Source organism: Paenibacillus hubeiensis (assembly GCF_032334105.1).
Taxonomy (GTDB): Bacteria; Bacillota; Bacilli; order Paenibacillales; family Paenibacillaceae; genus Paenibacillus; species Paenibacillus hubeiensis.
The window spans coordinates 15,942-28,697 of record NZ_JAVYAE020000026.1; the positions used below are offsets into that span (position 1 = coordinate 15,942).

Sequence of the window (12,756 nt, forward strand, 5' to 3'; positions counted from 1 at the left end):
TGACCCAAACGGTAACTTTTGGACTGTGGTCAATTCTCCTTTTCAAATACCCAATCAACCGTTATGATGGATATAGTATTTGCCATATATCGCCAAAGGTACAAGCCAAGAGGTGAACAAAAAATTTGTCTATCAAAACGAAGTTATCCATAATCATGTCGTGCTCGGTGTTTGTCATACTCGTTTTGAACATCGCGCTAAATTATTATACTACGGAAGAAAACCTGCGACAGGACAGTGAAATGAAAATGGTGCTCACGGCCAAGCAGATTGCAATCGCTGTCGAACAGAACCAGTACAGTTCGAATTATGTCACACGGCAAATCGGCAACAATTTGTGGCTTGCATCCATCATAGCTGCCGAAGAGCTGGACCCGGATATTAATAATATCACAAATGAAGAACTGGTTCGCCTGAGCCAAAAGGTCGGCGTTTCCCATATTTCGCTGTTGGAGCAAACCCCGGACGATATTGTCGTCACCCGTTCCTCTGATCCAAGGGAGATTGGATTGTCCACCAAATCAATGAGTTATTGGTATGAAGCATTCAAGCAGTTGTTCGATAAACATCAAGTTACGATTCCGCAAGGTCAAACGAAGGACCATTTCTGGTCAGACGGTTTCGAGTACTCCACTTCAAGCCCGTCGGATGTAGATATATGGGGCTATTATCATGATGGCAAGAGAAACTACATAATCAATCCCTTCTATAATAACGCCGAAGTTGATGACTATGTGAAGATCTCTAGCCCGAATGAGATACTGAACAAAATCAGAGAGGTCAATCCTTCCATTCTTGAAATTACCGGAATCAACCCTCTGACCTTCGGGAGTCCAACCATGAACGTGGACGGGAGAGACGAGAAGTTCAACAAGCTCAATAATAAACCCATCCGTTTCGGCACGTACCAGTACGGCACTGCTGAAGAAGATCATCGAGCCGTAGTCAAAGCCGTACGCACAGGCCAGAACGTCACCTTCGTGAGCCAAGCGCGTGGTCAAAAAGTGCTCAAAAGCTTTATTCCGATCTTTGCGCCGAATCAGTCCTCATACGTTATCAGCATCGTCACGGACTATAGGCAGATCTCTTCCATGATTTCCGAACAGTTGGTCAGCCATGCCTCAATCTCCCTGGTTCTGCTGGAGATTGTGATCTTTGGCAGTTATTTGCTGGCAGGGTATATTACGCGTCCGATTCAATCCATTCTGGACAAGGTGAACGATGTTGCCGACGGGCATTTCGACTTCCGCCTCAAAATTCGAAGGAGAGACGAACTGGGACAGTTGGCCAACCGGATCAATGCCATGATTCGCAATCTCGGACATTACACGAATCGCCTCAAGCAGATGTATGAGGAAAACAGGGCCGTAAAGGAACACCTCGAATCCGTCATCAATCAGACTGCGGATGCCATACACATTACCGATCTGGAAGGTAATGTGCTTAGGGTCAATCGGGCCTTCGAACAGTTATACGGATGGAAGAGCCGGGAGGTAGAGGGACGTAAGCTCAGAATCATTCCTCCGGATGCGGAGGAAGAGATGATGGAGCAGCATGCCCAACTCGTTGAGGGATTATCCATTACGTCCAATGAGACGGTGTGGATGAAGAAGGATGGAAGCCGGGTTGAAGTTAGCGTCAGTACAGCTCCGGTGAGAGACGAGGAAGGGGAAATTACGGCGCTCATCAGTGTATCGCGAGATATTACCAACCGAAATCGCATGGAAGAGCTCCTAAGACGCTCGGAGAAGCTGACGACCGTTGGCCAGCTCGCCGCAGGTGTGGCGCATGAAATTCGCAACCCGTTAACAACGCTGCGCGGATTTTTGCAGCTCCAACAACAGACGAACAAGTTGAACCATCGCCATTTGGACCTGATGTTATCCGAATTGGACCGAATCAACTTGATTGTGGGCGAGTTCTTGATTCTTGCCAAACCCCAGGCTGTGCATTTTCAGGACCGGGATATTCGCTTCATTCTGGGAGACGTGATCTCGTTGCTCGACAGCCAGGCGCATTTGCACGGCGTTGAATTTATATTGAATGCCTCGTCCGAATCGGCTATGGTACACTGTGAAGAGAACCAACTGAAGCAGGTATTTATTAACGTGCTCAAAAATGGCATGGAGGCCATGCCTGAAGGTGGGGCGATTCGGATCAAGCTGAAGTATATGGAGGAACAGCAGCGGGTGCGAATCGAAATCAAGGATGAGGGCATCGGTATTCCTGAAGAGATTATGCCCAAGCTGGGTGAGCCGTTCTTTACGAACAAGGAGACCGGCACGGGTCTTGGTCTAATGGTCAGCCAGCGCATCATTCAATCCCATAAGGGCATGATGGATATTAAAAGCGTCATGAACAAAGGGACTACCGTAATCATTGAGCTTCCTTCTTCCGGGCTGCAACAGCAAGAGGAGAAACATCAGGAAGAAGATGAGGAAGAGCAGCCTCCTTTGGCAGACAAAGAGAATTAGATGGGGTGAGATGAGCTTTTGCGTATTAACAAGTTTATTAGTGAAACCGGCTATTGCTCCAGACGTGAAGCCGATAAATTGGTGGAAAGCGGAAAAGTGACCATCAATGGAGTGAAGGCGGAGCTTGGAAGTCAGGCAGAAGAGGGCGATGATGTCCGGATTAATGGCAAGCCCATTCGGGAGAAACGGAAGCATGTGTACATTGCCCTGAACAAACCGGTAGGCATTACGAGTACGACCGAGCGGCATATACGCGGCAACATTGTTGATTTCGTGGGTCATAAAGAGCGCATTTTTCCGATCGGCCGCTTGGACAAGGATTCGGAGGGTCTGATTCTAATGACCAACGATGGGGATATCGTTAACCGGATCCTGAGATCGGAGGGCCGCCATGAAAAGGAGTATATCGTGACGGTCGATCGTCCAGTGACGACGAGTTTTTTGAAAGGTATGAGCACGGGCGTGCGCATTTTGGGAGAAATGACGTTGCCCTGCAAAGTAACCCGAATATCGGAGCGAGTATTCCGCATTATTTTAACCGAAGGGAAGAATCGCCAAATACGCCGGATGTGCAGTGCCTTTGGTTATGAGGTTAAACGACTTAAACGCGTCCGCATCATGAACATTCATTTGGGCGAACAAGCTACAGGGGTATGGAGAGAGCTGAGTGCCGATGAGAAAGAGGAACTGGGCCGCATGCTCGACTATCACCTGGAGTGACGTAGCCGGAAATCCGTACGAGCCCTGTTGTCTAAAGATGACAGGGTTTTTTATAAACGGCGAATGTATGCGTTCCCATGGATGCGGGGCAATAAAAAAACCGTCCCCCGCTAGGGAGGACGGTCCAAAAATCAATGGGTCAGCGACCTTAGTTGTTATTCTGATTCACAGACTGCGTGGCGGTGTTTCCGCTCTGGTATTTACGAATAATCGAGACCTCTACACGCCGGTTTTGGGCTCTTCCAGCCGAAGTATCGTTACTGGCAACCGGATGATATTCTCCATACCCGCTAGGCGTGAATTTGCTGGGATCAAGAGACGCATTCAACAACAATATTTTGAGGAAATTCAGGGCACGATCCGCACTTAAGTCCCAGTTATCCTTATATTGGCTGTTGGAAATGGGAACATTATCAGTATGGCCGGATACAACCACCTCGTACTCAGGGAATTCAACCAGCATGCTGGCAATGGCTTTGGCCAATGCGCGCGATTCCGGTTTGACAGTGGCTTGTCCCGAGGCGAACAGCGCGTTGTCGCTGATCGTGATTTTGAGCTCGGATTGGTTCAGCTTGGTGTTTAACTGGTCCGAAAGACCGTTTTGTTTAATATACTGATCCAACCGTTTTTTGAGCTTCTCCAGATCTTCCTGCTCTTTCTGGGCCATCTGCGCATCGGTGATCTGATTGGTTTTATTTTTAGTCACTTCCTGAGGTTCCTGTTTCATTTTGCCAAGATCCGTGCTGGAGTCTGTCGGGTTCATGGACGTGTGGTCCAAAACCCCTGATCCTCCATTCAATGCGCTGCTTAGCGCACTGGCCATCTGCTCGAATTTGGCTGCATCGAGCGAGCTCATGGAGAACAGCGTAATAAACAGGGCCAGGAGCAAGGTCATCAAGTCAGAATACGGAAGCAGCCAGCTCTCGTCGATATGCTCTTCGTGCGCCTCGTGTTTCTTAGCCTTTTTCACCTGAAGCTCCCTCCTTCTCCTCCAGCTGTTTACGTTCGGAAGGCGTCAGGAATACAGACAATTTTTGATTAATGGCGATGGTGGACACACCGGATTGAATGGATAACAATCCTTCAACCATCATAAGCTTGATTTCGATCTCCTGCTTGGATAACCGCTTCAGCTTATTGGACATCGGGTGCCATAACACGTAACCGGTAAAAATACCGAGCAATGTGGCAATAAATGCAGCCGCGATCGCATGGGACAATTTTTCCATGTCACTGAGATCGGCAAGCGCCGCGATCAAACCGACGACCGCCCCGAGTACCCCGAGCGTAGGAGCGTACATACCCGCCTGGGAGAAAATCAATGCACCGGCGCGGTGACGCTCTTCCGTTGCGTGAATATCCTCCATCAGGACATCGCTGACGAATTCCTGATCGTTGCCGTCAATAATCATGCGCATGCCGCCGCGCAGAAACTGGTCGTCGATCTCTTCGACTTTCGATTCAAGCGCCAGCAGACCTTCCCGACGGGTGGTGGAAGCCCAGTCCATAAACGTGCCAATCAGGGAAACGCGGTCGATCAGCTGTTGCTTTTTGAACAAAATTCCGAATAACTTGGGAATCTTTTTGACATCCGACATGGGAAATGCCATAAAAATACTTGCTGCCGTACCTACAAAAATGATCATGTAAGCTGCCGGGTTGTTTACCAGGTTGATGATGGGAGCACCCTTTAGTATCATGCCGACTACAAGGGAAACAAGTCCCAAAACGAGTCCGATAATCGTTGAAATTTCCATTATACACCTCATCCATGAGATAAAATTGAATCCTTTCGAGCGGCTTCATTCGGGCTTCCGGACGAACGTAACGCCGCATTCCGCCTAACCGGGAGGTCTCGGGAACTACCCAATAGTTAAAACGGTCATGTATAGTATTTATCGACCAAGGGGCCTTTTTTTTTAAGGTTTATTTTCAGGTATAATAGGATTAAATCCGCTCCGCAGGGGCCGAACAGGAGTGAAAAGCCAATGGGCGTAAAGCATGGACGGGATTATGAAGGAATATTGACAGATTTGACAGGGGCGATCGGCCGGATACCGGACCGGTATGTTTTTTTCGAAATGGACGAAGAGGACTGGACCCGTTTGGATGCTCCAGAGCAACTGGAGGTCGATGAAGCTTTGGCGGAGGATCTGTTCTATGCGCTCGGCACACAGCCCGTCATACCGGTGGGGAGCGGCGTCGTCATGCACGACAAGGACCTGCACCGAATTAACGTGTTGATCGGAGAAGAGGAACTGACCTTTGTTCCGTTGATCTGACCATGGGATATTTATCTTTGTTGTGGTGAACACAAAAGGTGATGCTTTCGAATCCGAGCCGGCATCGCTGCGAAACCGCGTCCTGGTTGGATTAAAGGCTTCGCCGTGGTAAGATAATAGTCATGGAAATGCGAGCGGGAGTACGGAAGGATGCCTATAATTTCCGTCCAAAGGGGAGGAAGATGACACATGGTTTTTTCGCAAGAGGAGATCGAAGCGTATTTGGAAAGGCTGGAAGGCTGGGAGCTGGAAGAGGGACGCTGGATTGTACGCAAGTTCGTTTTTTCCAGTTACATGAAGGGGATTGCGTTTGTGGATGAAGTAGCCGCGATCTCGGAGGCGTTCAATCACCATCCTTTCATTACGATCGACTATACGACCGTGACACTGCGATTGACGTCATGGGACGAAGGCGGCATTACTTCGGTCGATATCAAGGAAGCGGAACAGTATAATGAAGCTTTCGAGAAAATGAGCTCGGAATAACTGAAACGGTTATTGCATAACGGCTGGAAATGAGTGAAGCATACATGTCAGAACAGAATCAGATGAGGCCTCATATTGCTGTCGTGGGCAGCTTGAACATGGATCTGGTCGTGAAATCGGATATCATTCCGGAAGAAGGCGAGACCGTGACCGGAGAGGAGCTCCATTACCTGGCCGGGGGCAAAGGAGCGAACCAGGCTGTGGCAGCCGCGCGTCTTGGCGCCGAGACAACGATCATCGGCGCCATCGGCGACGACAGTTTCGGCCAGAGATTGATGGACAGCTTGACCGAAAGCGGGGTAGACGTTGCTCAGGTACGCGTACTGGATGAAATCGGGACCGGTACAGCCTCGATCTGGCTGTCAGGTGGAGATAACCGAATTATCGTCGTTCCTGGGGCGAACGGGAGCGTTGTGCCGGAAATGATGGATGAGGCTGATGCGGCAAAAAGCCTGAAGGAAGCGGCGGCCGTGCTGCTTCAGCTGGAGATTCCGCTGCCTGCGGTGACCCGCGCGGCTCAGCTCGCGGCCGAAGGCAGCGCTCTGGTGGTGCTCAACCCGGCTCCCGCAGTGCCGGGTCTGCCTGAGGAGCTCCTGCGGTGCGTCGACGTGATTACGCCGAACCGCAGCGAGCTCGCCGTGCTTACCGGCCGGGACCACCTCCGGCCGGAAGACGTCGATGCGGCGGTCGCAGAGCTCGCCGCATCCCTCGGGGCCGCCGTCGTCACGACGCTCGGCCCCGAGGGGGCTGCCTACGCGGCTGCGCCAGGCGGCCGCGTACAGGCAGGGCAAGCCGGCGCATGCCGTGCGCCCGGCTATGCCGTGAGCGCCGTCGACACGACCGGCGCCGGCGATTGCTTCAACGGCGCGCTGGCGGTAGCCCTGGCGCGCGGCGAAACGCTGGACGCGGCCGTAGGCTTCGCCATGGGCGCGGCAGCGTTGTCGGTGACCAAGCTAGGCGCCCAGTCCGGGATGCCGACGGCACGCGAGGTAGAGGCATTCCTCGCGGAGCGAACGTCCAAATAGCCTTCTACAAGGCTTGGCGCTGCAGCAGCCGTGCTGCCTATGGTTTGCAATGGAAAAAGGCTCACGATCCTTCAATAGAGGGCCGTGAGCCTTTCTGCATGTGCACCCCATGCGAAGGGCCATGCTTGCGTATTATTTCTTCTCCGACAACCACATCGCAATGTTGGCGATTTCCTCTTCTTTCAGCTTGCCTTTGAAGGAAGGCATGCCGCCTTTGCCCTTGAGAATGACGGAGTAGATTTTGTCCACGTCGTCCTGGCTTCCGATCTTTTGCAGATTGGGGCCAACGGCGCCTTGAAGCTGATCTCCATGACAGGAGATACAGTTGGCTTTGACGGTCGCCTCCGCTTGGGCAGCGTCCATCGTGACTTCCGGCATGGTGGGTTTGGCCTCCTCAGCCACCTCCTCTTTCCCTGGAAGCGTAAACATTAACACGATTGCCAACGCGCATGCTGCAAAAAATATTCCGCTCATGATCCATTTGTGCATCCCTTAAGTCCCCCTCCAGAATGAAAGATCATCTTACTCCAACTGTCCATCTCATTATACCGGAACCGGGTGGGAGAGCATAGCATTTTGTGGAAATTATCATAACCAATTACACCTTTGCAGGATTTGCGATGCTGGTTCACATATCATTCAATTCAACCGACTAATAGAGAGGCGGCCGTCCGGTAGAATTAAAAGCCTTCATAAACCATGCAGTGAAAAAGCTTCATTCCTTCCGGCGTCATTCGTTCATAGGTGTCGTGAATCGCAAATCCTGCCCTTTGATACACCCGAATGGCCCGATGATTCCAGGTCAGAACCTCCAGATCGATTTCATTTTCAGGATTGCGGCGCCGGGCCTCCTGGACGATGGCTGCCACGAACTCCATGCCCTGGCCCTGTCCGCAGCGCTCCGGCCTCATCCCGAGACCAATGCGCGTTACGCCTTCCAGCGGAAAGTATTGCGCGAATCCCGCTAATTCGCCATGCTCCGTGAGGACGGCGACATATTGTTCTCGTCTTAGCCGATCATCCCCAAATTCGATCTCAAGCGCCTTCATCTGTTCCCAAGGAAGGAACCCATAGATGTTGTACGGGGGATCATATGCCCAACTGCAGATCTGTTCGCCGTGTTCTTCCTGCATCGGAATAACGTTGAATGTGGTTGAACCTTCGTACACCACCGTGCCTCCTTTCCTGATGCGAAACAGGACAAGCTTTGAAAAAAGTGAAACAAAAGTCCTGTCTATTCCGTTATATATATTCATAATACGCCATTCGCCGTTTATATTATAACAGGATGGGTAAAATCATCATAAGGGCACGGACGCATGCAAAAAACCGCTGGGATCATTCCTGCGGAGAATGATGCCAACGGTTTTTGTTCAAGCTTCGTTACAGTATGACGTTGCCTAGCTTGTCCTTAGTCGAGTGCAAGCGTCTCATATGCGTCCGTGCTCATAATGCGTTTGGCGCCGATATAACGGTCAGCCCAATAGTTTTCGCTCAGGGAACTGATAGTTACACCTTTTGATGAAGAAGAATGTGCGAATTTGCCTTCGCCGACAAAGATGCCGACGTGGGAAACGCCTTTACCTGTCGTGTTAAAGAATACCAGATCGCCTGGTCTCATTTCCATGCGGGATACCGAATCGCCCATTTCATATTGAGCGCTTGATTGACGTGCCAAATCAATGCCCAGCTTGTCGAATACATAACGCGTGAATCCTGAGCAATCGAAACCGCTAAGGGTTGTTCCACCGCTTTTATATGTAGTTCCCATTGCCGAATCAATGACTTCATCCATTTTAGAATCTGCGAATGCGCTTCCTGCCCCAAGCGATAGTGCGAATGTTAGGCTGAGTACAGCTGCGGTGATTTTCTTCTTAAACAAAAGATTTTTCCCCTTCCAACGCCTGCGAGGTTAGCTTAAGGATTCGGTTGAAGGTCCCCTATGATCCCTCTGTAGCAAGATCAATTCACCCATAACTGGTTCCCCCGCTTCCCAGGTGCCAGGAATTTGGCTTATCATGATGTGCACCTGTGAAATCAATATGACAATTTTAAGTAGTTACAATTATGAAGTTAAAGATTACAAAGTTGTTACTAAAAGATCACTGGGAATATTGTAACAGAGGTGTACCTGTTTGGCAACGTTTAACAGCAAATTTAGCAAAAAAATCCCCGACCTTAGACGGGGAAAGGTCGGGGATTGCTGATTTTAAAGCGTTTTTATAAATAAAAGTTAACATGGAGATGGTAACAAATTTGCTCGCCAACCCTCTGACTTAATGTTTGGCGAGCTTGGATTGCCAAAGGCGAAAATGAGCGCATATTTTCCACAGGCTGAGGATGCAGCGTGCAAGCGGATAGGTTTGCTGCAGGATCAGTCCGGCAAGACCGGTCAACCACCAGGAGAACGAGGTGAATGCGCCGAAGAGGAGCAGGTGGAAAACACCGAGAATAAGGGCAATGCCCGTCACGGTCATAATGCTCCGGAGCGCGATCCACAGCGCGTGGAACGCGCTTTTTATCGGTTCATGGCTTTCTGGAGCCGAGACCCCGAACTGCATGTACAACAAGGCATGATGCACGATCCAGCCATAGACGATCCAGCCGGCGATATAAGGAATCCCGGGCATCAGCAGGGCGAGTGAATGGAACCCGTCCATCAGAATGGCATACAGCTTTGGCAGAAGCCAGTAGCCGGGCAACAAGATGAGCAAGGTCCGGACCGTTTGCAGGAGCAGGATCGGCTTCCAAAGCTGGCGAATGCCTTTCACAAACGGGATACGTTCATCCGTTTGCTCGAAATGCTGCAGCGAGTACATCAGGCCGGCATGGATCAGGGGGCTGATTAGCATCCGCAAGAGCAGCATGGCCCCCAGAATCCAAAGGTATCGATGTACTTCCGGATGGGCAGACAGGCTGAGCTGGCTTTCCATTTTGAACAATAATGTGCTGAGTTCGCCCGCTTCAGGCTCGGGATAGCGCCGCAGGAGCGGCACGACTGCCGACTGTACCATCCGGAACAGGAAGTAACCCCAGACCAATTGATACAAGAATAAAAGCGCGGCAATGAACATGTGCTGGCGGACGAGAAACCAGCCTTCGCGTATTTTAGCTTTCACTGTTTCCACCTCACCATGTCAGACCTCCGAAAATGGCTTCTATTAGTTTGGTTGCGCCCAGGCTCCAGCGGAATTGGACGGGCTCATCCAGGCCGGCTTTTAAAAAATTGTTCATATGCCGGTTCTCCAGCACCATGCTGTACAGCGGGTCGGTCATGGCCCAGGAGACGGGAGAAGAATAAGTGAGACGGTAAGTAATCCGCTCTTCCCGTCCATCCCATTGCTTGTTCACGACGTGGCCGTCTTCAAACACGATCCGAACGGGCACGCCCTTGTAATCACTGCCTTTTTTCTGGACCGTGATAGACGATTCATACCAGGTGTTACCTTCCTTTTGCACGGGTTTCACCGAGATTTTTTCAACCGCGAAGTCGGCCATGCCGCTGCCGTATACGTACTGGTTGAAATATTCGGACCACGAGGCTCGCGTGACCTGTTCCACCACCCTCTGAAAATCCGTGGAGGAAGGATGTTTGAACCGGTACTTTTTGACGTAGGTCGAAAGAATGCGTTCCATCGTTTTGGCGCCGACCTGCTGTTCGATGCCGAGAAGCACGAGTTTGCCGCGCGTATACACGTTGGAGGCGTAGTTATTCTGCGAATCGAACTTCCACGACTCTTGCGTAAGCGGGGCAGGGGAGGTAATGAGACCAGCTTGTACAGGCAGGTTGGGAATAAGGCCGTATTCCAGTTCCATCACCTTATCCTCGGCATAGGAGGTGAAGCCCTCATCCAACCAAGCCTCCTCGAATTCGTTGCTTGCGACCATACCGTAAAAATACTGATGCCCAATCTCGTGCACAACGGTGCGTTCCAGATCATAACCCGGGGACGTATCGTCCGCGCCAAACGCTGTAACGAGCGTTGGATACTCCATGCCGCCGGCACCGTTACCGGCTTTCGGAGGAACTACGATGGATAATGTGGAGTAAGGGTAACGCCCGAACCATTTGCTGTAATTGGTCAATGCGGCTTTGGCTGCATAGAAATAACGTTCTTTCAAGTCCTCATGGGCAGGATCCAAATATAGCTTGATGCGCACGCCAGGCACGTTGGGTGCGGAGAAGGGCTCTTCGGCATAGACGAAGTCCGGTGAGGCGGCCCAGGCAAAATCATGCACGTCGTCGGCATAGAATTGATAGATTTTTTCTCCGTTTTTTACGACAGAGGGTCTGGTTGGGAAACCTGTGGCTGCCACCTTGTATTTCTCCGGTACCCGAATGCGTACGCTATAGATGCCAAAATCCGAATAAAATTCCGAGTTGCCGTGGTACTGGTGCAGGTTCCACCCTTCAACGGCACGGTCTCTACGGCCTGCAGGCTCGTAGACGCTCAGTTTGGGAAACCACTGGCCTGCCATGACGAAATTGCCCGCGGTGCCCATTCGGGCAAAGATTTGGGGGAGCTTGACCTCAAATCGGGTATGCAGCGTGATGGTTTCTCCGCCTTTGACCGGTTTAGGCAAACGAACCTTGATTAATGTACGATCCTTGATATTACCGTCGTCCGGTTGGACATACTGCATGCGATGCATTAGGGAGAGCCCGTCCTCCGTTTTCATCTCAGTGATCGTCATGGAACCGTAACCGTTCGCCGGCATGACGTCACCTCGCAGTTTTCCGCCCGATTCTTGCATGAATGTTGTGTTTTGGGAGGAAAAGGCGTTGGGGTACAGATGAAAGTAAAGCTCGTTGACCGTCTTTTTGCCCGGATGGGTCCAAGTGAGGGTCTGCGTTCCTTGAAGGACGTTATCATCCGCCAGCTTCACGTCGATGTGATATTCCACCACGCGATCACTGAGCACTTCTGCAGTGGGTGTCTGCACGCTCTCAGGGGAGTTCGGGAGCTGTGCGGGTGCCACAGGCTTGCCCGATTCCGGAGCGAACGCGGGCAATTCGGATATTGTGGCTTGGGGTTTACCCAGAATGAACCATGCCGCTCCGGCTAGAAGAAAAAGGACAAGACATGCAGTGAGCCGGATCTTGGCGCGTCGTGAAATCATCATTCAATACCTCCCGTTGACAAGCATCTAAAGCATGTATATGTTTGCAACCGGACGATTATTAGTTAAAATATTGGTATCAACCCTTGGAGGCTAGAACATGGATCAGAACGAGCAAAACGGCAAGAAACAGATTGCCTTGAATATCGTAAGTTCAAAAAGCAAGCATAAAGGTTTTGGAGCAGGATCCATCGACCTGAACAACCTTTCCCCGGTCATCATCGACCAAGGGGAGGCCAAAATCGATATTGGTGCAATGCATGCCAAAAGCAAGGTGGAGCGAGGCATCAAATTTTCAACAAATCGGGAAGACGTACCGAACGGACGCCAGGTTTGGCTGGTATGGGTAGCCGTGGATCGCAACGAGAACGGGCAGCTGTATGGTGGAGCTACCGCGTGCGAGATGTGGATCGATACAGAGGCAAAACGAGGCTGGAAATTGCTTGCAGATCACGTCAATCGTATGGACTATGCACTGAAACGCCGCATTATGCTGGATGAGCTTGGACCCGCGGAACGTGCGGCGCTCAAGAATTTGCTGATTTCCCACAATGAAGATTGGTGGAACGCTTCCCCGGATGAGTTGAAAGAAGCGTTGGCATAACAACGAAGCATTGGCGTAACCGCCGCTTGCATCATCAGGGTTTA

Annotated in this window: 13 protein-coding genes and 1 riboswitch; of the genes, 6 read left to right on the forward strand and 7 right to left on the reverse strand. The window is 51.0% G+C overall.

Annotated elements, in window-relative coordinates:
* Positions 1–125 precede the first annotated feature (125 nt).
* Both RSX24_RS31345 and rluF read left to right on the forward strand, forming a co-directional pair.
* Positions 126–2,474, forward strand: a complete 2,349-nt coding sequence (locus RSX24_RS31345) for a PAS domain S-box protein (RefSeq protein ID WP_343262789.1) — start codon at positions 126–128, stop codon at positions 2,472–2,474.
* A gap of 18 nt (positions 2,475–2,492) precedes the next feature.
* Complete coding sequence (gene rluF / locus RSX24_RS31350; protein WP_343262790.1) at positions 2,493–3,194, forward strand: 23S rRNA pseudouridine(2604) synthase RluF; 702 nt, start codon at positions 2,493–2,495, stop codon at positions 3,192–3,194.
* 148 nt (positions 3,195–3,342) lie between these two features.
* Here rluF and motB read toward each other — a convergent pair whose 3' ends face one another.
* A complete protein-coding gene (gene motB / locus RSX24_RS31355; RefSeq protein WP_339275500.1) occupies positions 3,343–4,164 on the reverse strand; it encodes a flagellar motor protein MotB in 822 nt (273 codons plus the stop codon).
* Positions 4,151–4,951, reverse strand: a complete 801-nt coding sequence (gene motA, locus RSX24_RS31360; protein ID WP_236421487.1) for a flagellar motor stator protein MotA — start codon at positions 4,949–4,951, stop codon at positions 4,151–4,153. Before motA ends, motB begins: the two co-directional genes overlap by 14 nt.
* A gap of 231 nt (positions 4,952–5,182) precedes the next feature.
* Between motA and RSX24_RS31365 the strand changes: the two genes are divergently transcribed.
* The 3 genes from RSX24_RS31365 (at position 5,183) to rbsK (ending at position 6,987) form a co-directional block, all read left to right on the forward strand.
* A complete protein-coding gene (locus RSX24_RS31365) occupies positions 5,183–5,476 on the forward strand; it encodes a hypothetical protein (RefSeq protein WP_236421488.1) in 294 nt (97 codons plus the stop codon).
* 189 nt (positions 5,477–5,665) lie between these two features.
* A complete protein-coding gene (locus tag RSX24_RS31370; RefSeq protein ID WP_236421489.1) occupies positions 5,666–5,962 on the forward strand; it encodes a 4a-hydroxytetrahydrobiopterin dehydratase in 297 nt (98 codons plus the stop codon).
* Between the two features lie 44 nt (positions 5,963–6,006).
* Positions 6,007–6,987: a ribokinase gene (gene rbsK / locus RSX24_RS31375; RefSeq protein ID WP_343262791.1), complete on the forward strand. Its 981-nt coding sequence runs from the start codon at positions 6,007–6,009 to the stop codon at positions 6,985–6,987.
* A 132-nt stretch (positions 6,988–7,119) separates the two neighbouring features.
* Here rbsK and RSX24_RS31380 read toward each other — a convergent pair whose 3' ends face one another.
* The 5 genes from RSX24_RS31380 to RSX24_RS31400 form a co-directional block, all read right to left on the reverse strand.
* Complete coding sequence (locus RSX24_RS31380) at positions 7,120–7,476, reverse strand: c-type cytochrome (RefSeq protein ID WP_236421491.1); 357 nt, start codon at positions 7,474–7,476, stop codon at positions 7,120–7,122.
* A 191-nt stretch (positions 7,477–7,667) separates the two neighbouring features.
* Positions 7,668–8,120, reverse strand: a complete 453-nt coding sequence (locus RSX24_RS31385; protein ID WP_236421515.1) for a GNAT family N-acetyltransferase — start codon at positions 8,118–8,120, stop codon at positions 7,668–7,670.
* A gap of 278 nt (positions 8,121–8,398) precedes the next feature.
* Positions 8,399–8,869 carry a C40 family peptidase gene (locus tag RSX24_RS31390; RefSeq protein WP_438286911.1) on the reverse strand — a complete coding sequence of 157 codons (471 nt, stop codon included), beginning with the start codon at positions 8,867–8,869 and terminating at the stop codon, positions 8,399–8,401.
* A 4-nt stretch (positions 8,870–8,873) separates the two neighbouring features.
* A riboswitch (cyclic di-AMP (ydaO/yuaA leader) is annotated at positions 8,874–9,011 on the reverse strand.
* A 252-nt stretch (positions 9,012–9,263) separates the two neighbouring features.
* Positions 9,264–10,106 (reverse strand): hypothetical protein, encoded by an 843-nt coding sequence (locus RSX24_RS31395; protein ID WP_236421492.1) that lies wholly within the window; start codon positions 10,104–10,106, stop codon positions 9,264–9,266.
* Positions 10,107–10,116: 10 nt separating this feature from the next.
* The gene (locus tag RSX24_RS31400; protein WP_343262799.1) at positions 10,117–12,108 is read right to left on the reverse strand and encodes a M1 family metallopeptidase; all 1,992 of its coding nucleotides are present in this window, start codon (positions 12,106–12,108) and stop codon (positions 10,117–10,119) included.
* 100 nt (positions 12,109–12,208) lie between these two features.
* On the opposite strand from RSX24_RS31400, the gene RSX24_RS31405 reads away from it, so the two are divergent.
* Positions 12,209–12,712 (forward strand): YwhD family protein, encoded by a 504-nt coding sequence (locus RSX24_RS31405; protein WP_236421493.1) that lies wholly within the window; start codon positions 12,209–12,211, stop codon positions 12,710–12,712.
* Positions 12,713–12,756: the final 44 nt, after the last annotated feature.

What these genes read in the sequence shown, in the direction of transcription:
- rbsK (WP_343262791.1), top strand. Translation starts at nt 6,007, where the DNA reads ATGTCAGAACAGAATCAGATGAGGCCTCATATTGCTGTCGTGGGCAGC.
- RSX24_RS31370 (WP_236421489.1), top strand. Translation starts at nt 5,666, where the DNA reads ATGGTTTTTTCGCAAGAGGAGATCGAAGCGTATTTGGAAAGGCTGGAA.
- RSX24_RS31405 (WP_236421493.1), top strand. Translation starts at nt 12,209, where the DNA reads ATGGATCAGAACGAGCAAAACGGCAAGAAACAGATTGCCTTGAATATC.
- RSX24_RS31400 (WP_343262799.1), bottom strand. Translation starts at nt 12,108, where the DNA reads ATGATTTCACGACGCGCCAAGATCCGGCTCACTGCATGTCTTGTCCTT.
- RSX24_RS31365 (WP_236421488.1), top strand. Translation starts at nt 5,183, where the DNA reads ATGGGCGTAAAGCATGGACGGGATTATGAAGGAATATTGACAGATTTG.
- RSX24_RS31385 (WP_236421515.1), bottom strand. Translation starts at nt 8,120, where the DNA reads ATGCAGGAAGAACACGGCGAACAGATCTGCAGTTGGGCATATGATCCC.
- motA (WP_236421487.1), bottom strand. Translation starts at nt 4,951, where the DNA reads ATGGAAATTTCAACGATTATCGGACTCGTTTTGGGACTTGTTTCCCTT.
- RSX24_RS31380 (WP_236421491.1), bottom strand. Translation starts at nt 7,476, where the DNA reads ATGCACAAATGGATCATGAGCGGAATATTTTTTGCAGCATGCGCGTTG.